This is a genomic window from Streptomyces sp. NPDC029526, from assembly GCF_040637405.1.
Lineage (GTDB): Bacteria > Actinomycetota > Actinomycetes > Streptomycetales > Streptomycetaceae > Streptomyces.
In genome coordinates, this window is the sequence record NZ_JBEZWE010000005.1 from 70,457 (window position 1) to 90,882 (window position 20,426).

General features: G+C 74.2%; 23 protein-coding genes and 2 pseudogenes. 8 read left to right on the top strand and 17 right to left on the bottom strand.

Going from position 1 to position 20,426, the window contains the following annotated elements; all coding sequences use genetic code 11:
* Nucleotides 1-77: 77 nt before the first annotated feature.
* Together AB0F01_RS14920 and AB0F01_RS14925 are read left to right on the top strand one after the other, a co-directional pair.
* Nucleotides 78-851 carry an MBL fold metallo-hydrolase gene (locus tag AB0F01_RS14920; protein WP_362094581.1) on the top strand — a complete coding sequence of 258 codons (774 nt, stop codon included), beginning with the start codon at nt 78-80 and terminating at the stop codon, nt 849-851.
* Entirely contained in the window at nt 851-1,468 is a 618-nt protein-coding gene (locus AB0F01_RS14925; RefSeq protein ID WP_362095236.1) for a VTT domain-containing protein, read from the top strand. Before AB0F01_RS14920 ends, AB0F01_RS14925 begins: the two co-directional genes overlap by 1 nt.
* Before the next feature lie 74 nt (nt 1,469-1,542).
* Here AB0F01_RS14925 and AB0F01_RS14930 read toward each other — a convergent pair whose 3' ends face one another.
* The 5 genes from AB0F01_RS14930 to AB0F01_RS14950 form a co-directional block, all read right to left on the bottom strand.
* The gene (locus AB0F01_RS14930) at nt 1,543-2,586 is read right to left on the bottom strand and encodes an MBL fold metallo-hydrolase (protein ID WP_362095237.1); all 1,044 of its coding nucleotides are present in this window, start codon (nt 2,584-2,586) and stop codon (nt 1,543-1,545) included.
* A gap of 440 nt (nt 2,587-3,026) precedes the next feature.
* Nucleotides 3,027-4,274: an aminotransferase class I/II-fold pyridoxal phosphate-dependent enzyme gene (locus AB0F01_RS14935; protein WP_362094584.1), complete on the bottom strand. Its 1,248-nt coding sequence runs from the start codon at nt 4,272-4,274 to the stop codon at nt 3,027-3,029.
* A gap of 265 nt (nt 4,275-4,539) precedes the next feature.
* Nucleotides 4,540-5,481 carry a hypothetical protein gene (locus AB0F01_RS14940; RefSeq protein ID WP_362094587.1) on the bottom strand — a complete coding sequence of 314 codons (942 nt, stop codon included), beginning with the start codon at nt 5,479-5,481 and terminating at the stop codon, nt 4,540-4,542.
* Between the two features lie 504 nt (nt 5,482-5,985).
* Nucleotides 5,986-6,786, bottom strand: coding sequence for an RNA polymerase sigma factor SigF (locus AB0F01_RS14945; RefSeq protein ID WP_362094589.1), 801 nt, complete (start codon nt 6,784-6,786; stop codon nt 5,986-5,988).
* Between the two features lie 223 nt (nt 6,787-7,009).
* Complete coding sequence (locus tag AB0F01_RS14950; protein ID WP_362094592.1) at nt 7,010-7,159, bottom strand: hypothetical protein; 150 nt, start codon at nt 7,157-7,159, stop codon at nt 7,010-7,012.
* A 289-nt stretch (nt 7,160-7,448) separates the two neighbouring features.
* On the opposite strand from AB0F01_RS14950, the gene AB0F01_RS14955 reads away from it, so the two are divergent.
* The 3 genes from AB0F01_RS14955 to AB0F01_RS14965 all read left to right on the top strand — a co-directional run bounded on the left by AB0F01_RS14955 (nt 7,449) and on the right by AB0F01_RS14965 (nt 9,001).
* Complete coding sequence (locus AB0F01_RS14955; RefSeq protein WP_362094595.1) at nt 7,449-7,841, top strand: DUF2795 domain-containing protein; 393 nt, start codon at nt 7,449-7,451, stop codon at nt 7,839-7,841.
* Nucleotides 7,842-7,927: 86 nt separating this feature from the next.
* Nucleotides 7,928-8,353, top strand: a complete 426-nt coding sequence (locus tag AB0F01_RS14960; RefSeq protein ID WP_362094597.1) for a CBS domain-containing protein — start codon at nt 7,928-7,930, stop codon at nt 8,351-8,353.
* A 96-nt stretch (nt 8,354-8,449) separates the two neighbouring features.
* Nucleotides 8,450-9,001 (top strand): type 1 glutamine amidotransferase domain-containing protein, encoded by a 552-nt coding sequence (locus AB0F01_RS14965; protein ID WP_362094599.1) that lies wholly within the window; start codon nt 8,450-8,452, stop codon nt 8,999-9,001.
* Between the two features lie 411 nt (nt 9,002-9,412).
* Here AB0F01_RS14965 and AB0F01_RS14970 read toward each other — a convergent pair.
* Nucleotides 9,413-9,699, bottom strand: a pseudogene (locus AB0F01_RS14970) (DUF6158 family protein).
* A 61-nt stretch (nt 9,700-9,760) separates the two neighbouring features.
* Between AB0F01_RS14970 and AB0F01_RS14975 the strand changes: the two are divergent.
* Nucleotides 9,761-10,969: a Vms1/Ankzf1 family peptidyl-tRNA hydrolase gene (locus AB0F01_RS14975; RefSeq protein WP_362094601.1), complete on the top strand. Its 1,209-nt coding sequence runs from the start codon at nt 9,761-9,763 to the stop codon at nt 10,967-10,969.
* A gap of 154 nt (nt 10,970-11,123) precedes the next feature.
* Here AB0F01_RS14975 and AB0F01_RS14980 read toward each other — a convergent pair whose 3' ends face one another.
* Nucleotides 11,124-12,743, bottom strand: coding sequence for an ATP-binding cassette domain-containing protein (locus tag AB0F01_RS14980; protein WP_362094604.1), 1,620 nt, complete (start codon nt 12,741-12,743; stop codon nt 11,124-11,126).
* 482 nt (nt 12,744-13,225) lie between these two features.
* On the opposite strand from AB0F01_RS14980, the gene AB0F01_RS14985 reads away from it, so the two are divergent.
* Entirely contained in the window at nt 13,226-14,047 is an 822-nt protein-coding gene (locus tag AB0F01_RS14985) for a methyltransferase domain-containing protein (RefSeq protein WP_362094607.1), read from the top strand.
* A 46-nt stretch (nt 14,048-14,093) separates the two neighbouring features.
* Nucleotides 14,094-14,264, top strand: a complete 171-nt coding sequence (locus AB0F01_RS14990) for a hydrophobic protein (protein WP_164338052.1) — start codon at nt 14,094-14,096, stop codon at nt 14,262-14,264.
* Between the two features lie 46 nt (nt 14,265-14,310).
* Here the strand turns inward: AB0F01_RS14990 and AB0F01_RS14995 are convergent, their stop codons facing one another.
* From AB0F01_RS14995 to AB0F01_RS15040, 10 genes and pseudogenes are all read right to left on the bottom strand, one after another.
* Nucleotides 14,311-14,574, bottom strand: coding sequence for a gas vesicle protein K (locus AB0F01_RS14995; protein WP_164338051.1), 264 nt, complete (start codon nt 14,572-14,574; stop codon nt 14,311-14,313).
* 119 nt (nt 14,575-14,693) lie between these two features.
* Nucleotides 14,694-14,882: a gas vesicle protein gene (locus tag AB0F01_RS15000; RefSeq protein ID WP_362094610.1), complete on the bottom strand. Its 189-nt coding sequence runs from the start codon at nt 14,880-14,882 to the stop codon at nt 14,694-14,696.
* Nucleotides 14,879-15,664, bottom strand: coding sequence for a GvpL/GvpF family gas vesicle protein (locus tag AB0F01_RS15005; RefSeq protein WP_362094613.1), 786 nt, complete (start codon nt 15,662-15,664; stop codon nt 14,879-14,881). The genes AB0F01_RS15000 and AB0F01_RS15005 overlap by 4 nt, the downstream gene beginning before the upstream one ends.
* On the bottom strand, nt 15,661-15,999 hold the full coding sequence (locus AB0F01_RS15010; RefSeq protein ID WP_362094616.1) for a gas vesicle protein: 339 nt from the start codon (nt 15,997-15,999) through the stop codon (nt 15,661-15,663). Before AB0F01_RS15010 ends, AB0F01_RS15005 begins: the two co-directional genes overlap by 4 nt.
* On the bottom strand, nt 15,996-17,258 hold the full coding sequence (locus AB0F01_RS15015; protein ID WP_362094619.1) for an SRPBCC family protein: 1,263 nt from the start codon (nt 17,256-17,258) through the stop codon (nt 15,996-15,998). Before AB0F01_RS15015 ends, AB0F01_RS15010 begins: the two co-directional genes overlap by 4 nt.
* The gene (locus AB0F01_RS15020) at nt 17,255-17,890 is read right to left on the bottom strand and encodes a DNA primase (RefSeq protein WP_362094620.1); all 636 of its coding nucleotides are present in this window, start codon (nt 17,888-17,890) and stop codon (nt 17,255-17,257) included. The genes AB0F01_RS15015 and AB0F01_RS15020 overlap by 4 nt, the downstream gene beginning before the upstream one ends.
* Nucleotides 17,887-18,153, bottom strand: a complete 267-nt coding sequence (locus AB0F01_RS15025) for a gas vesicle protein GvpG (protein ID WP_362094622.1) — start codon at nt 18,151-18,153, stop codon at nt 17,887-17,889. Before AB0F01_RS15025 ends, AB0F01_RS15020 begins: the two co-directional genes overlap by 4 nt.
* A gap of 4 nt (nt 18,154-18,157) precedes the next feature.
* Nucleotides 18,158-18,931 carry a GvpL/GvpF family gas vesicle protein gene (locus AB0F01_RS15030; protein WP_362094625.1) on the bottom strand — a complete coding sequence of 258 codons (774 nt, stop codon included), beginning with the start codon at nt 18,929-18,931 and terminating at the stop codon, nt 18,158-18,160.
* Nucleotides 18,928-19,356, bottom strand: a complete 429-nt coding sequence (locus AB0F01_RS15035) for a gas vesicle structural protein GvpA (RefSeq protein ID WP_362094628.1) — start codon at nt 19,354-19,356, stop codon at nt 18,928-18,930. The genes AB0F01_RS15030 and AB0F01_RS15035 overlap by 4 nt, the downstream gene beginning before the upstream one ends.
* Before the next feature lie 54 nt (nt 19,357-19,410).
* A pseudogene (locus tag AB0F01_RS15040) lies at nt 19,411-19,716 on the bottom strand (gas vesicle protein); the annotation flags it as partial.
* Nucleotides 19,717-20,426: the final 710 nt, after the last annotated feature.

The window sequence follows — 20,426 nt, forward strand, 5'->3', positions numbered from 1 at the left end:
CCCCCTCGACCTCCGGCTCGTCGCCGACCCTACTCCTGCACGTACGCTTCGGGGAGTCGCGCGAAGGAGGCGGGGAAGTGCCGGTGGAGGTCACCTGGTGGGGTCACGCCACTTGCACGGTCGAGGATTCGGACACGCGCGTGCTGACCGATCCGCTGTTCGCCCGGCGCCTGGCCCATCTGCGGCGCCGCCGCGGCGCGCTGCCGCCGCCCGGGGCGCGGCGGGCCGACGTGGCCCTGGTGTCCCATCTGCACGCCGACCACCTGCACGTGCCGTCGCTGGCGCTGCTCGAGGAGGGCACGCTCCTGCTCGTGCCCCACGGCGCGCTCCGTGCGGTGCCGGGGCTGCGCCGGCTCACGCACCTCCGGGTGCGCGAGGTGGCGCCCGGGGACGTGCTGGAGGTCGGGGGCCTGGCGGTGCGGGCCGTGCCCGCGCACCACGACGGACGGCGGCTGCCGGTGGGGCGGCGCCGGTGCCCCGCGCTCGGCTACGTCGTGGAGGGCGAGGCGCGCACCTACTTCGCCGGGGACACCGGTCTGTTCGAGACCATGGCCGAGGAGGTCGGGCCGGTGGACGTGGCGCTGCTGCCGGTCGGCGGCTGGGGACCGTACCTCGGGGAGGGGCACCTGGACGCCGGGCGGGCGGCCGAGGCGCTGACCCTGCTGGAGGCGGCGGCCGCGGTCCCGGTGCACTACGGGACGTACTGGCCGATCGGGATGGACGCGGTGCGCCCGCACGAGTTCCACGCCCCGGGTGACGAGTTCGTACGGCTGGCCGCGGCCCGGGCGCCGCAGGTGGCGGTGCACCGGCTCGGACACGGGGAGAGCGTGCGGCTGGAGGACGCCCGGTGATCCTGGCCGTCGTCCCGGCCGTGGCGCCGGAGACCACCCAGCAGGCCATCGGCTATCCGTCGCTGTTCCTGCTGGTGCTGATCGGCGCGCTGGTCCCGGTGGTGCCGACGGGCGCGCTGGTGAGTTCGGCGGCCGTGGTCGCCTTCCACCAGACGGCGCCGTTCTCGATGGCCCTGGTGTTCGTGACGGCGGCGCTGGCGGCGTTCCTGGGCGACATGGCTCTGTACGGGCTGGGCCGCCGGGGGATGAGGTCGCGGGGCGGCTCGCGCTGGCTGGAGGCAATCCGGGCCCGGGCGCCGGAGGACCGCCTGGAGCAGGCCCAGGAGAAGCTGGGCGAGCACGGGGTGGCCGTCCTGGTGCTGTCCCGGCTGATGCCGGCCGGGAGGCTCCCGGTGATGCTGGCGTGCCTGCTGGCCCGGTGGCCGATGCGCCGCTTCGCCCGCGGCAACCTCCCGGCCTGCCTGGCGTGGGCGGTGACGTACCAGCTGATCGGCGTCCTCGGGGGTTCGCTGTTCGCCGAGCCGTGGGAGGGCGTGCTGGCGGCGGTGGTGCTGACGCTGCTGATCAGCGTGGCCCCGGGGCTGTGGCGGCGGCTGCGGGGGGACACGGCCGGGTGAGCCCGCCCGCGGGGGCCCGTCCGGGGTGGCCGGGGGCCCGCCCGGAGGTCCGGGAGTCCCTCGGGGCGGCGGGTTCAGGTGAGGACGCGGGAGGCTCCCACCGGGAGGTCCCACAGGTCGGCGCGGGGCAGTCCGGCGCGGGCCCAGGCGGCCCTGACCCGGGTGAGGGGTTCCAGGACCGGCTCGGCGGACAGCACGAAGGTGCCCCAGTGCATCGGCGCCATGCGGCGCGCCCCCAGGTCCTGGGCGGCCCGCACCGCCTCCTCGGGGTCGCAGTGGACGTCCCGCAGCCACCAGCGGGGCTCGTACGCGCCGATCGGCAGCAGGGCCAGGTCGATGCCGGGGTAGCGGCGGCCGATGCGGGAGAACCAGTGGCCGTAGCCGGTGTCCCCGGCGAAGTGGACGCGCTGCCCGTCGGGGGCGGTGAGCACCCAGCCGCCCCACAGCGAGCGGCAGGTGTCGGTGAGGGTCCGCTTGGACCAGTGGTGCGCCGGGACGAAGTCGAAGCGGACCGGGCCACCGGGCCGGGCGGCACCGTCCGCGCCGGTGCCCCCGGCGTCACGGGGCCGCAGTTCGGCGCCCTCCCACCAGTCCAGTTCGGTGACGCGGGTGAAGCGGCGGCGGTGGAACCAGCGGCCGAGTCCGGCGGGGACGAACACGGGGGTGTCGCGCGGCAGGCGGCGCAGGGTGGGGGCGTCCAGGTGGTCGTAGTGGTTGTGGCTGATCACCACGGCGTCGACGCGGGGCAGGGCCTCCCAGGGGACACCGACGGGAGTGACGCGGGCCGGGGTGCCGAGGATCCGGCGGGACCAGACCGGGTCGGTGAGGACGGTGAGCCCGCCGATGCGTATCACCCAGCTGGCGTGTCCCGCCCAGGTGACGGCGACCGTGCGGGCGTCGACCCGGGGCAGTGGGCCGGGCTCGTACGGCAGCCGGGGGATGTCGGCGAGTCCCTCGCGCCCCGGGCGCACGGCGCCCTCGCGGGCGAAGCGGGCGAACGCCTTGAGGCCGGGCAGGGGCGCGGTGAGCCGGTCGTGGAAGGAACGCGGCCACATCCGCCGCTCGGCGAGGGGCCGGGGCTCTGCCGGCGGCGGGCAGGGGCCGTCGGGCGCCCGCAGGGACGGTGGGGTGACCTCGGGGGTGCCGCCGCCGTCCACGGCCTCGGGTGCGCGCAGGAACGGTGCCGTGACGTCGGGGGTGCCGCCGCCGTCCACGGCCTCGGGTGCCCGCGGGCAGGCCCTCGCCTCTTCCCCCGCCTCCGTCGCTGACTCCGTGCGGCTGGTGCCCGCTCGGCCGGTGGACGGCGGGGCGGTACGCGCCCGGCCGCCGGGCGCCAGGCCGACCGTCGCCCCGGCGGCCGTCGTCCCGCCGGTCGCTGCTTCACCGGTCGTCGCATAACCCGTCGTCGCATGACCGGTCGTCGCATGACCGGTCGTCGCTCCGCCGGTCCCGCTGCCACCGGTCGTGGGCCGGCCGGTGGGAGCGGGGTCTGCGGGGGCTCGGCCGCCCGTGGTCAGGCCGGCCGCCGTGCGGCTCGTGGTCGACTCGGACTGTCGCGTCATCGAGGGTTCTCCCATCGCCGGGCGTCGTCACGGAGGTCGTCGAGGACGGAGGTGAGGCGGTGCAGCGCGCGCCGCACCTGGGGCAGGTCCAGTGGGTCGGGCGCGTCGAGGCATTCCGCCCGCTCCCCGGGGGTGTCACCCAGCAGCGGAGCCGTGGACAGGCGCACGCGCGGTGCTTCCAGGTCGTCCCCGAAACGGTGTCCGCCCGGGGCGGGCATGCCGAGCCGGGTGGAGAGGAAGTCCTCGAGTTCCTGGGCGTCGCCGACGCCGTGGGCGGCGAGCCCCGGCCCCAGCGAGGTCAGGTCGGCGTAGAGGTGCCGGCCGACCTGCGGAGGCAGGACCAGGGCGCCCGCGCCGACGAGCGCCGCGTGGGCGGCGGCGGCCACCCGTGCGTGCAGCCGGGTCGTGGCGGCGGCGCGCGCGGTGACGGGTTCCGGCTCGGACAGCGCGTACCCGGCGGCCACGGCGACGGGGGCGGCCACGGACGCGTCGAGGGCGGTGAGCACGTCGAGCACCCGCGCGCGCAGGGCGGCGCCCGCCCCGCCCACCGGGAACCGGGCCACCGCCGCGGGCCATCCCGGCGGGAGCAGCGTCCCCGCCAGGTCGGAGACCACGGTGACCCGGTCCGACAGCATCTCGGCGGGGCTGAGCAGCACGGTGTCCCGCGGCGCGTGCAGGGTGTCCCGCCAGGTCTCGTCGCTGACCAGGTGGAGTCCCTCGCCGACGGCCGCCTCCAGGGTGGCGTGCAGCAGTTCCGGCGGGGCGACGGTGGCCGTGGGGTCGTCGGCCACGGACAGCACCAGGAGCCGCGGGTCCCCGCCCTCCTCCCGCACCCTGCGCACCGTCTCCAGCAGGGCGTACGGGTCGGGCACGCCGCCGCTCTCGGCCGGGGTCGGGACGTGGTAGGCGGGGCGGCCCAGCAGGTGGGCGTACGGGACCCACCAGGCTGCACAGGGCTTCGGCACCAGGACGTCGCCGCCGACGGCGGCGGTCAGCGCCACCAGCAGCGCGGGGGCGCCGGGGGCGACGGCGACCCGGTCGGCGGTGGCCGGCAGCCCGCGGCGCCCCGCGTGGCCGCACGCGGCGTCCAGCAGTGCCGCTCCCCCGCCGACGGGCTCGGCCTCCGCACGGCTCGCGGCGGCGGCGATCACGGCGGCCAGTTCGGGCAGGACGGGCAGTCCGTCCTCGGGGACGGTCGGCCCGAAGCGGACGGGGCCGTGTCCCTGCGGGTCCGTCCGTCGCATGCCTGCCTCGCCTCCGCGCAGTCCCTGGTGTCCGCCCTGGTACGGGTGTGCTGCTGCTGTACGTGCCTGCTGTGGGGTGTCCGTGCCGCCCGGCCGGGGCGGTCCGGCCCCGCGATCCGGTGCTCTCGTACCCTCCGGTCCGTCGGTTACGCCGGAGGCGGCCGGGCCGTGGGTGCCGGCGCGGGCCGACGGTGCGCGGGCGACGGGCGGGCGTCGTACGGCGGTGTACGCGCCGGGAGGGTCGCCGACGGGCGCCGGGCTGGGGTCAGTCCTCCTGGCGGGCGGTCCGGTCCCGGTACACCCGGTGCGCGGCGGCACCGAAGGCCCCGGCGATCAGCAGCCCGCCGGCCGCCAGGGCGGGCACGGAGTCGGTGAAGGCGCCGCCGTCCCCCGCGTGCACGCCGCCCGGAGGCGTGGTCGCCGGGCAGTGGCCGCCGCGGTGGCCGGGGCAGGGGGTCGGCTGGGGAGCGGGTGTGCGGGTCGGGGTGTGGGTGGGAGTGGGGGTTCCGCCGGAGTGCACGGTGACGGTGAAGGTCACGCTCCAGGGGGTGCCCTTCCCGCCGGGTGCCGCCGGGCAGGTGCCGTGGACCGTCCACCGGATGCCGCCGCCGGGCGCCGACAGGGCCTCGGGTGCCTCGGACACCTCCTCGTCCAGCTCCACCGAGAGGTCCTCGGAGAAGTCCTCGGAGAAGTCGTCGGAGATGTCGTCGGAGACGTCGGACTCGTCGAGGGGCGCGTCGGGGATCCCGGGGAAGGCGCCGAGCGGTTCGTCCTCCGCCCCGGGCTCGGGGTCGGGGATCTCCGGCACGCTGTCCGGCGGCGGGATCTCGCCGCCCGGGGGTTCGGGGACCTCACCCGCCGTGCCGGTGCCCGGGCCGGCGGCGCCGGCCCGCGCGAAGTGGGTGGCGTCCGGGAGGGTGGCCGTGCCCTCGTAGGTGGGGCCGGCGCTCTCCTCGCCGGGGAGCAGGGACAGGGTCACCGCGCCGCCCGTGAACGCCTCCGAGGCCGCCTGGAGGGTCTGCGGGGCGGGTCCGCCGGTCGGTGCGCAGGTGACCGTGACGGTGACGGAACCGCCCGGCCTGGCACTGCCGGGGCTGATCTCGGCGTGCGGTTCGGCGGCGGAGGCTGCGGGCGCGAGGCCGCCGAGCACGCCCAGGGCGGTGCCGGCCAGGGCGGCGGCGGTCAGGGCGCTGGCGGTGCGGCGCATGAGGGCTCCTTCGAGCGGTGGCTGGGGCGCGGCGACCGCGCCCGGGGCCCACGGAATCGCCCGCCCGCCCGGTGGGGCGGCGCGACGCCGGTGCGGTCCGCGAGGGCCGCGGGCGCGTGGGGGGTCCCGCATGGGCGCGGGGCGCGGGGTTCGCGCCCCACGGTCCATCACAGCCCCGCACCCGGCGCTCCGCGCGCGGCCGGGCCCATTCGCGCGACGGACCTCGTCCGACCGGGTGATCGCCGCACCCCCGGCCCGCGTGGCGGCGTGCGCGCCGGGGCCGAGCGACGGATCGGAGCGGTGGATCACCGGTCGGTCCCGGTCCAGGAACGGCCCTCGGCGCGCCGGGGCCGGACGTGCGCGAGCGCCGGTTGCCGTGCACGTGTCACGGCAACCGGCGCTCGAGGGACAGGGTCACCTACCGAGGCCGGCCGGGCAGCGAGCACCCGCCGAGGGCCACCCGCGGCGACGGTCACTCGCCGGGGGCCGCGGCCCCCATCGGTCTCAGCCCTTGCTCCCCTCGCTCAGCACCTCGTCGCGGACCCGGCCGCAGCAGCGGCTGATCAGGCGGGAGACGTGCATCTGGGAGATTCCCAGCTGCTCGGCGATGCGGCTCTGGGTCATGTCGTCGAAGAACCGCATGTACAGGATGGCGCGCTCGCGCTCGGGGAGGGCGGCCAGCCGGTCCTTGACGGCCTCGCGGTCGACCACGACGTCCAGCGCCGGGTCGGGGCCGCCGAGGGCGTCACCGAGGGAGTAGCCGTCGTCGCTGCCGGGAAGTTCCGCGTCCAGGGACAGCGCGGTGAAGCTCTCCAGGGCTTCCTGGCCGGCGCGCACGTCCTCCTCGCTGAGGTGCGCCTGCTCGGCGATCTCGGCCACGGTGGGCCGACGGCCCGGGATCGTCGCGGAGAGGTCCTGCGTGGCGTGGCGGACGCGGTTGCGCAGGTCCTGCACGCGGCGGGGGACGTGCAGGGTCCACATGTGGTCGCGGAAGTGCCGTTTGATCTCGCCGGTGATGGTGGGGACGGCGTAGCTCTCGAAGGCGTTGCCCAGGTCCGGGTCGTAGCGGTCGACGGCCTTGACCAGGCCCAGCGCGGCGACCTGGCGCAGGTCGTCGTAGCTCTCGCCGCGGCTGCGGAAGCGCCCGGCGAGGCGGTCGGCCATCGGGAGCCACGCCTCGACGATCTCGTCGCGGAGCGCGTCACGTTCGGGGCTGGGAGGGAGGCCGGCCAGTCGCCGGAAGGCCTCGGCGGTGTCGGGAGCGTCGTCGTGGGGGTGTGCCCTGGTGTTCGAACGGGTCGGCATGGTGCGTCGCAACTCCCTAGGAGTGCTCGGGGACGGACGGTCACCGTGGAGCACGCCCTCTTCGGAACAGGCGCGCCGGGCGGCGGAGCCGCATCACGGACGTGCCTCCTGTCCGAAGCACTGTGAGTGCGCCTGCCCGCCCGTATCCCCCGCAAACCCCGGCGGCGCCGAAACCCTCGGACGGGATCACGGGGCACGGGCCCGGCCGCGACAGGTGCGCAGATCAGGGCTTCACAGCCGCGGGGGTCACCGCCTCCGGATCCGGCACGGCGTCGGGATCGGCCTCGCGCGGCAGCACGAGATCCTCGTAACGTCCCATCATCAGGAGCATGCCGAGCATGAGTACCGGTATGAGAACGGCGAGCACCGCCATGGCGAGTCCTTTCGGAAGGCTCGTGGGGGGCCGTGGTAGCGGGTGACCGCCACCGCCGGGCGCAAACCGGGGTCGTCCCGACCTTTCCGTTCGCCGCAGCTTCGCCGTGGTCGTCCGTTCGCCGCACCTTCGCCGTGGTCGTCCGTTCGCCGCAGCTTCGCCGTGGTCGTCCGTTCGCCGCACCTTCGCCGTGGACGCCGGGGATGTACCGATCCGCCGGCCGGAACGCGGTGTCGGCCTCCGCCCGGCGGGTACGCGGTGCGGACCCCCGAAGGAGCTGGAGGGAGACATGCAGCGAGGCAGTGACCGGCTCAGCGTCCACCGCGACGACGAGATGAAGCACGAACTGCAGGGGCTGCTCCGCTCGGGTCACCCGACCCGGGCCGAGGAGTGGCACGACCCGGAGCCGTCCGCCGAGGACGACCCGGAGGTCGCGCACGGCCCGGTGACACCGAGCCGGGCGCCCACGTCGATGGAGTCGGTGCGGCTGGAGCTGGCCAGGATCCTGGGGCGCGGGTCGTTCCCCGCGGGGCCGCGGGAGCTGATGCGCGTCCTGACCCGGCGGCACGCCCCCGACGCGCTGGTCGAGGCCCTGGAACGCCTGCCCCGGCAGGCCCGGTACGCCAACGTCCAGGAGCTGGCCGAGGCGCTGACCCGGTCACGGGAGACGGAGAACGCCTAGCGACCGGTGCCCCGGGGCATCGCGGCGCCGGCCGGACCGGCCCGTGGTGTCCCGGACCGCCGGGGATGCGGAGGAGAAACCCCGCCATGACGCAGTACGTCAAGGACGTGATGACTCCGGGCGTCGTCGCCGTGCGCCCGGACGCCTCGATCGCGGAGGCCGCGCAGCTCATGCGCGCGCAGGACATCGGCGACGTGGTGGTGGCCGACGGCGAGCGGGTCGTCGGCGTGCTCACCGACCGGGACATCACGGTCCGGGCGGTCGCCGACGGGCGCGATCCGCAGGGTGTGAGTGCCGTGTCGGTGTGCACGCCGGACCCGCTGGTCCTGGCCCCCGACGACCCGGTGTCCACGGCCGCCCGGCTGATGCGCGACCAGGCCGTGCGGCGGATCCCGGTCGTGGAGAACGGGCTTCCGGTGGGCGTGGTGAGCCTCGGCGACCTCGCCGAGGCCCGCGACCCGGAGTCCGCGCTCGCCGACATCGGCCGCGCCGAACCCGACGAGCGGACGTGACCCCGCGAGCGTGTCCGCGGAGCTACGGGGCCGCAGGGCCGCAGGGCCGCAGGCAAGTGAACGAAGGAACGATTGAGGAAGGACGTAGGAAACACGATGCGTATCGCATTTCTGACCGCACCCGAGGGCGTGGAGCAGGTCGAGCTGACCGAGCCGTGGCAGGCGGTGGTGGACGCCGGGCACGAACCCGTGCTGGTGTCGACGCAGTCCGGCCGCATCCAGGCGTTCGACCACCTCGACAAGGCGGACACGTTCCCCGTGCAGGAGGTGGTCGGCGAGACGTCGGCGGACTCCTTCGACGGCCTGGTGCTGCCGGGCGGGGTGGCCAACCCCGACTTCCTGCGCATGGACGACAAGGCCGTTGCCTTCGTCCGCGACTTCTTCGACCAGGGCCGACCGGTCGCGGCGATCTGTCACGCGCCCTGGACCCTGATCGAGGCGGACGTGGTGCGCGGCAGGGTGCTCACCAGCTGGCCGAGTCTGCGGACGGACCTGCGTAACGCGGGCGCCACCTGGGTGGACGAGCAGGTGAAGGTGTGCGACCACGCCCCCTCCAAGCTGGTGACCAGCCGCAAGCCGGACGATCTGAAGGCGTTCTGCGAGACCTTCGTCGAGGTCTTCACACGCGAGACGCAGGCGGTCGCCTGAGCCCGCGCGACCGTGCGACCGAGCCGCCGCCGGGGCCGCCCGCCCCACGGGCGGCGGCCCGGCCCCGGCGGTCCGCCACCACCTCGCGGGGCCCGCTCACCGAGCGGGCCCCGCGGTGTGTCCGGATCCGCGCCCGCCGGGGTGTCCCGGACGGTCGGTCGGCGAGGGAGCCCGGGGCGGGAGGCCCGGGGCGTGGAGGCTCGACACTGAAGGTCTTGGGCATGAGCGCCCGGGACAGAAGGCCGGCTACGGGAGCGCCCGGGGCAGAGGGCCCGGTACCGGAACGCCCAGGGCAGGAGCCTCCGGGGTTGGTGAGTCAGGGGCAGGTGAGCCAGGGGCAGGTGAGCCAGGGCCCCAGGGTGGGAGCACCGGCCCCCGGGGCCGGAACGACGGCTCCGGTGCTCCCGGCTGTCAGGTGCCCGGAGTCGACGGGGCCGCCGCGTCCGAACCGGTGCGTTCCCGCGCGCCCTCGCGAGTGCGGCCGGCGGCCACCGGGCGGCGCGGGTTGCGGCGCAGGTACTCGCCCTCCAGCTGGGCCATGCGCTCGTTGTGCGTGCGCAGCGCGTCGTCGGAGCCGTACAGCAGCGTGTCGTGGCGCGTGCGGTGGATCGTCTCCAGTTCCTTCATCAGCTGCTGGTCGTCCAGGCGGTCGGGCTCGATACCGGTCATGGGGTGCCCCGCTCGTCGTGTTCGTCCATGGTGTCCGGGTACCCGCCCGGCAGCACGAGCACTACCCCGAGCGGTTTCCGGGAGGGACCCATGGATCTCGCGTTTCTGCACCCACTCTACGAACGTCCCGGCCCCTGGGCCTCCGTGTACGTCGACACCTCCCGGCACGCCGAGGACGCGGCGCACCAGCGGCACCTGACGGCCCGGGCGATGGCCCGGGACCTGGCCGACCAGGGTGCGGACGAGGCGACGTGCCGGGCCGTGCTGGAAGCCGTCGACGAGGCCCCGCGCTTCACCGGACCGGACGGCCGGGTGCTGTTCGCCCGGGACGGCGAGGTGGTGCTGGAGGCACCGCTCGCCCGGCCGCCGCAGGGCGGTGACTGGGCCCGCTGGGCGGCTCTGCCGCGGGTGGCGCCGCTGCTGGAACTGGCCGGGGAGGACCCCGTGGCGGTGGTGGCCTACGTCGACCGCAAGGGCGCGGACTTCGAACTGCGCAGCGTCCTCGGCCGTGACGATGCCGGCAAGGTCACCGGGCGGCAGTGGCCGGTGCACCGGACCGCCACCGCGGACTGGTCGGAGCGGCACTTCCAGCTGCGGGTCGAGAACACCTGGGAGCACAACGCGGCGGAGATCGCCGACGCGCTCGCCGTGTGCCAGGAGGAGAGCGGTGCCGACCTGCTGATCCTGGTGGGGGACGACCGTGAACGGCGGGCGGTGCGCGAGCGGCTGCCGCAACGGCTGCACGGCATGGTGGTGGAGGCGTCGCACGGCAGCGGGAGCCGGCTGCTGGACGACGACGTGGAACGGCTGCGCACCGAGCACGTGCGGGAGCGGGAGGCGGCGGAGCTGGAACGGTTCCTGGCCGCGCGAGCCCCGGACGACGAGGGCCGGGCGGCGGCCGTCGAGGGCGTCCCGGCGCTGGTGGAGGCGGCGCGCGAGCACCGCATCGACGAACTGCTGATCCGTCCCGACGCGCCGGACGGGCGCCGTGAGGTGTGGATCGGTGAGGACCCCGACCAGGTCGCGGTACGGCGCACGGAGCTGAAGATCCTGGGTGAGCAGCAGTCCTGGGCGGCCCGGGCCGACGACGCGCTGATCCGGTCGGCGGCGATGTCGGACGCCTCCGCCCTGGTCGTGGGCGCGGACCTGGACCGGGACCCGAGCGGGGACCTGGACCGGGACCGGGACGCCGGCACAGGCAACGGCGACGGCGACGGCGAAGCAGACGGGGCGCCGGCCGACCCGTCGTCCACGGACGCGCCGGTGGGCGGACTGGGGGCCCTGCTGCGCTGGAAGTGAGCGGCGGTTCCGGACGGAGTGTCCGGAGGGAGTTGGAGAGCGGGACCCCGCGGATAAGAGGGACCCGCGGAGGAGCGGGACCCGCAACGCACGACGAGGGGAGCCCCCACGGCCGACGGTCGTGGGGGCTCCCCTCGTCGTGCGGGGGTGCTGCTCAGCGGACGCGTTCCACCCGGCGTTCGTCCCAGACGGGCTCCGGCGTCTCCCTGACCCGGCCGTCGCTGCCGAAGACCAGGAAGCGGTCGAAGGAGCGGGCGAACCACCGGTCGTGGGTGACGGCGAGGACCGTGCCCTCGAACGCCTCCAAGCCCTCCTGGAGTGCCTCGGCCGACTCCAGGTCGAGGTTGTCGGTCGGCTCGTCGAGGAGCAGCGCGGTGACCCCCTGGAGTTCCAGCAGGAGGATCTGGAAGCGGGCCTGCTGTCCGCCGGAGAGCCGGTCGAAGGTCTGCTCGGCCTGGCCGGTGAGTTCGTAGCGGCGCAGCCGGGACATGGCGGCTCCCCGGTCCTGGGCGTGTTCCTTCCACAGGATGTCCAGGAGCGTGCGGCCCTCCAGTTCGGGGTGCGCGTGCGTCTGCGCGAAGTGCCCGGGGACGACGCGGGCGCCGAGCCGCCAGTCACCGGTGTGCCGGACCTCGTCCCCGGCGAGCAGACGCAGGAAGTGCGACTTGCCGGATCCGTTGGAGCCGAGCACGGCCACCCGCTCGCCGTAGAAGACCTCGAGGTCGAAGGGCTGCATCAGGCCGGTCAGTTCGAGCCGTTCGCAGGTCACCGCGCGGACCCCGGTGCGGCCGCCCTTCAGGCGCATGGTGATGTCCTGCTCCCGGGGCGGCTCCGGGGGCGGCCCGGCCTCCTCGAACTTGCGCAGCCTGGTCTGTGCCGCCTGGTACCGGGACGCCATGTCGGGACTGACGGAGGCGGCCTGACGGAGGTTCAGTACCAGCTTCTTCAGCTGGGCGTGCTTCTCGTCCCAGCGTCGGCGCAGTTCCTCGAAGCGGGCGAAGCGTTCCCGGCGGGCCTGGTGGTAGGTGGCGAAGCCGCCGCCGTGCACCCAGGCGTCGGCGCCGGTGGGGCTCGGCTCCAGCGACACGACGCGCTGGGCGCTGCGGGCGAGCAGTTCGCGGTCGTGGGACACGAAGAGCACGGTCTTGCGGGTCTCCGCGAGCCGCTCCTCCAGCCAGCGCTTGCCCGGTACGTCGAGGTAGTTGTCGGGCTCGTCCAGGAGCAGCACCTGGTCGGTGCCGCGCAGCAGGGCCTCCAGCACGAGACGCTTCTGCTCACCGCCGGAGAGGGTGCGGACCTGGCGCCACTGGGCGCGGTCGTAGGGCATGCCCAGGGCGGCCGTGGTGCAGATGTCCCACAGGGTCTCCGCCTCGTAGCCGCGTGCCTCGGCCCAGTCGGCGAGCGCCTGGGCGTAGTCGAGCTGGGCGGCCTCGTCGTCGACGGTCATCAGGGCGTGCTCGGCCCGGTCCACGGCGCGGGCCGCCTCGCGGATCCGGGGGGTGGCGACCGAGACGAGGAGGTCGCGGACCGTGCTCTCGTCCCGCACGGAGCCGACGAACTGGCGCATGACGCCGAGCCCCCCGGAGACGGTGACGGACCCGCCGTGCGGTTTCAGTTCGCCGGCCAGCAGGCGGAGCAGGGTCGTCTTGCCCGCACCGTTGGGGCCGACCAGGGCCATGACGGCGCCTTCCCCCACCCGGAACGAGACGTCGCCGAGGAGCGGCCTCCCGTCGGGGAGGTAGTACTCCAGGTGTGCGGCTTCCAGGTGACCCATGGGAGGCGATTGTCCGGGGAGCGCGGGCGGAGAGCAAACGCTTTACGGCCCGGGTGGGGCGGGCGGACCGACGGCGCCGGGTGGGGCGGGCGGACCGACGGCGCCGGGTGGAGCGGGCGGCTGTCGAGCCGGGCTCGACGGGCGGGCCGGACGGCTGGTGGGCCGCCGGCGTCCGCCAGGCCGGGCGACCGGTGAGGCCGGGCCCGGGCACGACGGGCGGGCCAGGCCGGTCGGGCCGACCGGACCCGGCGAGGCCGGTGCGGCCGGCGGACCGGGAAGCCTGTGGGCCCTCAAGCCAGTTGGCCCCCTGAAGCCAGTGGCCCAGAAGCCGGTGAGGAACCGTCACGCCCGCGAGGCGGTCGTACGGCCTCCCCCACCATCAAACGTCCACATCTCAAGACGGCGATCTCACCATGCGGTCGACCGGCGTACGGTGAGGACCGTCGTTCCCATCAGCTCGCCATCGGAAGGGGTGGAGCACGATGTCCGCACAGCGGGACAGCGCCGTCTACACGCACGGGCACCACGAGTCGGTCCTCAGGTCGCACACCTGGCGCACGGCGGAGAACTCCGCGGGGTACCTGCTCGGCGCACTGCGGCCCGGCATGGAGATCCTGGACGTGGGCTGCGGTCCCGGCACCATCACCGCCGACCTGGCCGAACGGGTACCCGGCGGGCACGTCACGGGTCTGGACCGGGCGCCCGGGATCCTGGAGCGGGCGCGGGCCACGGCCGGCGAGCGGGGACTGACGAACGTCCGCTTCGCCGTGGGCGACGTGCACGCCCTCGGCTTCCCCGACGACAGCTTCGACGTGGTGCACGCCCACCAGGTGCTGCAGCACATCGGCGACCCGGTCCGGGCGCTGCGCGAGATGCGGCGGGTGACCCGGCCCGGCGGGCTGGTCGCCGTGCGGGACGCCGACTACGCCGCCATGACCTGGTACCCGTCCTCCCCCGGGCTGGACGAATGGCTGGACCTGTACCGGCGGGTCGCCCGCGCCAACGGGGGCGAACCCGACGCGGGGCGCAGACTGAAGGCGTGGGCGCTCACCGCGGGGCTGACCGACGTGAGCGCCACCGCGTCCGCCTGGACCTTCTCCACGGCGGCCGAGCGGGCCTGGTGGAGCGAGCTGTGGGCAGACAGGACCGTGGCCTCGTCCTACGCCGGGCGGGCCGTCGACGGCGGCTTCACCACCCGCGCCGGTCTGCGGGCGGCGGCGGACGCCTGGCGGGAATGGGGAGCACGGGAGGACGGGTGGTTCAGCGTGCTGCACGGCGAAATTCTCTGCCGCAAGGAAGTCTGAAACTCGGATTCGGGGCAAGCAGAAGTGTCAGGAGGTTGATGACACTATGGTTCCTATTCTGCTCGTACTTCTGCTGGCCCTCATCCTTTTCGGTGCGGGATTCGCAGTCAAGGCTCTTTGGTGGATAGCCGTGGCCGTGCTGGTCGTATGGCTGCTGGGTTTCGTGATGCGCAGCACGACGGCGGGCGGAGGCCGGGGTCGCTGGTACCGGTGGTGAGGCACCGCTGTTCGAGGTGAGGTACCGGTGACCGTGCCCCGGGACGTCAGTCCCGGGGCAGCAGCGGTCCGAGCGGCCCGAGGTCCAGATTCAGGTCCTCGGGCCGCAGTCCGTAGCGCTCGCGCAGTTCCGTCATGCGCTCTTCCAGCAGCATCAGAGTGAGCCCGACGCGCTCCTCCTGCTCCTCGGTCAGGTCGCCCACGTCGAACCGGCGCAGGGCCTGGCGCTCCATGAGCTGACGCAGCAGTTCCACGACCGTGAGCACCAGTTTGACCAGGTCGCGCTCGACCGTGTCGGGCTCCAGGTCCATGTGGTGGCGGCGGCCTCGGTGGGGCCGTCCGCCGCCGTGCCCGGTGTGCGTGCCGTGCCCGGTGTGCGCGCCGTGCCCGGCGTGGTGCTCGTCGGGGTGCTCGCCGTACGGTCCCGGGGTCACAGCAGCTCCTCGAAGGGGGACGGGACGTTCTCGTTGACGGAACTGATGAGGGCGTTCAGGTCGATGCGGACGAGATCCACGTCGGCGATACGCAGGGTGATGTCGCCGGTGATGACCACACCACCGGCCAGCAGCCGGTCGAGCAGGTCCACCAGGGCGATCTCCCGGTGTTCGACGACGGTCACGAGCCCTCCCCCACGGCGGACTCCTCACCGGCGAACGAATAGGCCGCCCACGGCCCGGTGAGTTCCACCCGAATTCCCGGCATACCGTCCTTCGTCCGTTCCACCCTTTCCACGAACGCCTCGGAATCCGCCCGCGGGACCAGATAGGCCGCGTTGAGCACATTCCGTCCGGAGGCGCCGGACAGGGTGGAATTCTGGGGTGCGTGCAGCCGGGAATCCTCGGCGTGTTCCCCCAGCGTCTCGTGGAGCCGGGCGGCGAAGGTCTCGGCCTTCCGCCACACGTCCTCGCGCGACCGGGTCTGCGCGCGGCGCTGCCGCAGGTAGTCGCGGCCGGACGCGGGCTTCGCGGCGGGCGCCGCCGTCGCCGCCGTCGCCGGCGGGGATTCCTCCTCCACGTACACCTTCACGCCCCACTCCACGCGGCCCGCGAGCCGGTCCAGCGTGTGCAGGAATCCCTCCTCGCGCGTCTCCAGCATCGTGCGGACGCCGCTGTCGTCCCGGAACACGGTCCCGAGACGCAGCGGCAGCGGCGTGGTGACGGTCGTCAGTGCGTCGATGACGCCCTGGTGGGCGCGGGCGACCGCGGTGAGCCAGTCCAGGTCCTCCAGGTGCGCGCGCAGCGGTTCCTCGGCGAAGTCGGCCTCCGGCACGTGACTGACCACGGCCACCAGATCGCGGTGGCCCAGCAGCCGGGGCGGCGCGCCGGCCACCCCGGTCAGCTGGGCCTGGAGCGGAGTGCCGAAGGGACGGCAGACGGCGTAGACGTACCGCAGTCCGGTCACGGGGCCTCCTCCTGGGCGCGCCGGGGCTCCAGCTCCTCCAGCCGGGCCAGGCGTTCACGCAACTCGGCGTTCTCCCGGGCCAGTTCGTCCCTGCGGGCACGCGAGGACAGGGCCGGGTCGGTCTCCCACCAGTCGATGCCCATCTCCTTCGCCTTGTCGACGGAGGCCACGATGAGGCGCAGCTTGATGGTGAGCAGTTCGATGTCGAGCAGATTGATGCGGATGTCGCCCGCGATGACGATCCCCTTGTCGAGCACCCGCTCCAGGATGTCGGCCAGATTGGCACCGCTGCCCTGGCCGGCGTACGGATCGGGAACCCGACGGGGGGTGGTCATCGCCGGCTCCCGCCCTCGGCGTCCTCGTACTCGTCGTCGTACTCGTCCTCGTCCTCGTAGGCCTCGGCGTCCTGCTCGGGCTCGTCCGCCTCCTCGTCCTCGTACTCGGCGTCCTCGGCGTCGGGTTCGTCCTCGTACTCGGCGTCGTCGGCCTCCTCGGCCTCCGGCTCGTCGTCGTACTCGGCCTCGACCTCGTCCTCGGCGTCCGGCTCGTCCTCGGGCTCCTCGTCGGACCGGGGCTCCTCGTCGTGTTCGGCGTCGGGGGCCTCGTCGTCCTCGGCCTCGTCCGTCTCCGTGTCGTCCCGGGGCTCCTCGTCGCCGCCGGACTCGTCACCGGCCTCGCCCTCGGGGGCCTCGTCCTGCTCCCGCTCCTCCTCCTCGATCGCGTCCTCGTGGCTGCGCACGACCTCGCCGTCACGGATCTCACCGCGCCAGCTGTCCTCCGCCTCGCCCTTGATGGTGATGAAGCGGGCGAAGTTCTTCAGGTCGAGCCGCGCCCGGCGGCCCTGGGCGCGCCAGATGTTGCCGGTCTTCTCGAAGAACCCCGAGGGGTAGTACTCGATGACCAGCAGCACGCGGGTGAGGTTCTCGGCGAGGTGGTGGAAGGAGACGACGCCCTTGGTGGTGCCCTTGGCGCCCTCGGAGGTCCAGGCGATGCGGTCGTCGGGGACCTGCTCGGTGGTCTGGGCCTTCCAGCTGCGGTTGGACCACCAGACCTTGGCCTGCCAGTCCGAGGTGGTGTCGTCGGACTTGTTCGCGCTCTTGACGCCCTTGGCGAAGGTGCTGAAGTCCTGGTACTGCGTCCACTGGTCGTAGGCGGTGCGCACCGGCACCCCGATGTCGATCTGCTCGATGATGACGGTGGGCTTCTTGCCGGCGGAGCGCTTGCGCTTGCTCTTGCCTCCGCCGCCGCCACCCAGGCCCTTCAGTGCACCCATGACGTTGTCCTTGGCGCGGGAGGCGCCCACCTCGACGGCGCTGCGCAGGGGGCCCTTGCCCTCGGCGATCTTGCGGCCTCCGTCGAGTGCGAGCTGTGCGAAGCCGGGGCTGTTGCCCTCGGCGATGTCGTTCAGCTTGTTGGTGGTCTCCCCCAGCTTGCGGCCGACTCCGGTCAGCAGACGGGTGGCCTGGGCCGCGAGGTACTCCTGCACCTCGGCCTTGAGTCGGTCCGCGGCCTCGCTGTGGGCGACGTCGGCGAGCGGGTTCTGCTTCGCCCCGTCGCGCGCGGCGCCGGTGGCCGAACCGAGTGTGTCGCTCATCCCTCACCGCCTCCCTTCCGTGCCCGGGAGCCGGCGCCGCGCGTGGCGGCTGTCGTCTTCTTGGCGGCGGTCTTCTTCGCGGTCTTCTTGGCCGGCGCGGCCTTCTTCGCCGGTGCCTTCTTCGCCGGCGCCCGCTTCTCCGGTGCCTTCTTCGCCGGTGCCTTCTTCGCCGCCTTCTTGGCGGGCGCCGCGGCTTCCCCGGTGTCCTCGCCCGTGTCGTCGCCCGTGTCCTCGGCGTCGTCGCGGTCCTCGGGCTCCTCGTCCCGATCGTCGCGCTCGTCGGACTCCTCGTCGTGGTCCCGGTCCGTCGCACCGCCACCCGCGAGCTGGTCGCGCATCTGCGCGGTGCGCCCGTGGAGCCGGTCGGCGAGGGAGTCGAGCTGGCGCTCGATCATCGCGCCGGAGGCGGCCTTGCCGACCCCGCGCAGATCGCCGCGCAGCTGATCGCCGATCTCCTTGAACTGCGGGTTGTTCCGCAGCTGCTGGGAGACCAGCTCCCCGACCATCTTCGGGCTGAGGTTGAGTTTCTTCCCCGCGACGAGGCCGCCGACGGCTATCGCCATCTTCAGCTTCTTCGTCCGGCCGAGGAGATAGCCGGCCCCGATCGCGAGGCCGAGTCCCGTTCGATTCATTGTGGTGCCGTCCCGTCCCCAGTACCCGCGCCTGCGCGCGTTGCGGTCTCCAGCCGGTCGAGGAGTTCGTCCTCCTGCAGGTCGAACTCCTCCTCGGTGATCTCTCCGGCCTCCAACTGCTCTTCGAGCCGCGCCAGTTCGGCACGGATCGTGGCAGGGTCGTAGTAGATGCGCTCCGCTTCCCGGAGCACCTGCCGGATGGCCCAGCCGCTGCCGCGCACCGGGGCGAACGGCAGCAGCAGGACCTCCGAGATCAAACCCATGACGTCACCCCGCTCCGGTGTCCGCCCCGCCCGCCGAGGTGGCCGCCGGTTCGGCAGGGCCGGGCTCCACGAAGCTGTACGGCGGAAGCGGACCGTTGAGCCGCACCTCCAGGTGGGGCATGTCCTTGCGCACCTGCTCCACGGCGGCCAGGAAGTTCTCGGCCGAGTCCCGCTGCACCAGGAAGGAGACGTTGGCGAGCCAGCCCGAGGACTCGGGGCCCACACTGACGGCGTCCGCGGCCGGCTCCAGCGCCTGCTGCACGGCGGCGCCGTCCTCGGCCTCCTGGGCCTGCACCGCGCCGGCGACCATCTCACCGAGGTGGATCTTGTCCTCGTAACTACCGCCGCCCGCCTGGCGGTTGGCCTCAGCCAGGGCACGGATCTCGGGGTTGCCGGCCATCACGTGGTGCAGCACGGCCTCCTCGACGTGATTGGCCTTGACGTTGTACTCGACGCAGCCGTCGAGGGCCCGCAGGCGCTCCTCGTAGTGCTCGGCGCGCTCGGCGAGCACCGCCGTCACCGCGTCGTCGTCCTCGGCGACCGAACCGAAGCGCATCGGCAGGACGCAGCCGGCGGCACCGGTCTCGCTGAGTACGTTCTGGTGCGCGAGCAGCTCCCGCCGCTTGGGCCGCAGCCCGTCGGGGGCGTCGCTGACGACCGCCGTCAGTCCGCCCACGGTCAGCAGCCGCACGGGGCGTGGCGGGTCGCCGACCCCGCCCATGTTCTCGGGCAGCGCGGGGTGCGAGCTCGACGTGATGCCGTAGACGTAGGTGCTCACTGCTCCTCCTTCCGGCGCGAGGAGGTGCTCTTACGGGCCCGCGGGCGGGACTCGGTCTCCTTGTCGGACTCGCCGCGTGCCTGCTGGAACGCGTCCGAGATGGTCTCGGCGGCGCCGGACAGCGCCCCCTTGGACTTGCCCCGGGCGCCCGATTCGGTCATCTCTCCGACCAGGTCGGGCAGACCCGGGTCCTTGCGCGGCCCGGCCTCCAGGTCGAGCCGGTTGCACGCCTCGGCGAAGCGGAGGTAGGTGTCCACGCTGGCGACGACGACCCGTACGTCGATTTTGAGGATCTCGATGCCGACCAGGGACACGCGCACGAATGCGTCGATGACGAGCCCCCTGTCCAGGACGAGCTCAAGGACGTCGTAGAGGCCGCTGCTGCCGCCTCCGCCGCCGGATTGCTGTGCCGGTACGACTGTCATTTCCGGCCATTCCTCCTCGTGGGTATGTGGTGTGGTGGGGGCCCGGGCGGCGGCTCAGCGGCCGCCCTTGCGTGCGTCGGAGCGCCCTCGCTCGTAGCGCCGCACGCGGCGGTAGCCGGTGAGCAGACCCTCGGGGTCCAGCTCCACCTGGTAGCTCGCCATCAGGCTCATCGTGTCGGGCACACGCTCCAGTTCGAGCACTTCGATCTCGAGTGCCCAGCCCTGTTCCGTGCGCTCGAAGGACGACACGGACTCGGCTTCCCGGCCGGTGAGCTCCGCCAGCTGCTCACGCGCCTGGCGCAGCACCTCCATGGGGCTCATCCGCCGGGTCGTCGTGGCCGTCGCGGTGTCCGACTCCTCCGACTCGCGGGGCGGGCCCGCGTCGTCGGACTCCCGGGACTCCCCGGACCGCCGTGCCGTCGACGTCCCGGTCGTCTTCCGGGTTGTCCCGGTCGACTTCCGGGTTCTGCGCGGGGCACTGGCCTTCTTCCGGGGCTGGCGCTTCTCCTGCCCCTCCTCGGTTTCCTGTTCTTCTGCGGAACCCTGCGGTTCCTCGGTGCTCTCGGCTTGTTCGGCGTGTTCAGCGTTCGACATGGCCACCTCCCCCTCCGTGTGGCCGCTCGTCTGTTCGTCAAACCTCCACCGGCTCACCCGATTGCCTCACTCGGGTCGCGACCCTGATCACGGTGCGGGTACGGGGCGGATTCGGGGCCCGCACGGCGCGGTGCCGCCGAAGGGGGCGCGGCGTCACCCGCCGGGTCGGGCGCCGTGCAGCAGCATTGCCCGCCGGGTCGAGCTCCGTGCAGCAGCGTTGCCGGCAGGGTCGGGCGCCGTGCTGGGTGCCGCGGGGGCGGGGGTCCGGTGAGCCGCCGCTCGGGCGGGCGCGTCGGGCGCGGGCGGGCGCGTCGGGCGCGGGCGGGCGCGTCGGGCGCGGGCGGGGGCGTAGGGGAGCCCATACCGTCGGCCCGTCGGCTCCGGCCGCCGACCGCCTCCGGCTCCTGCGCGGGCTGCGCGGACAACCGAGGGGGCTGGGCGGCGGGACTGGTGCGACCTGTGGGACCGGTGGGGCC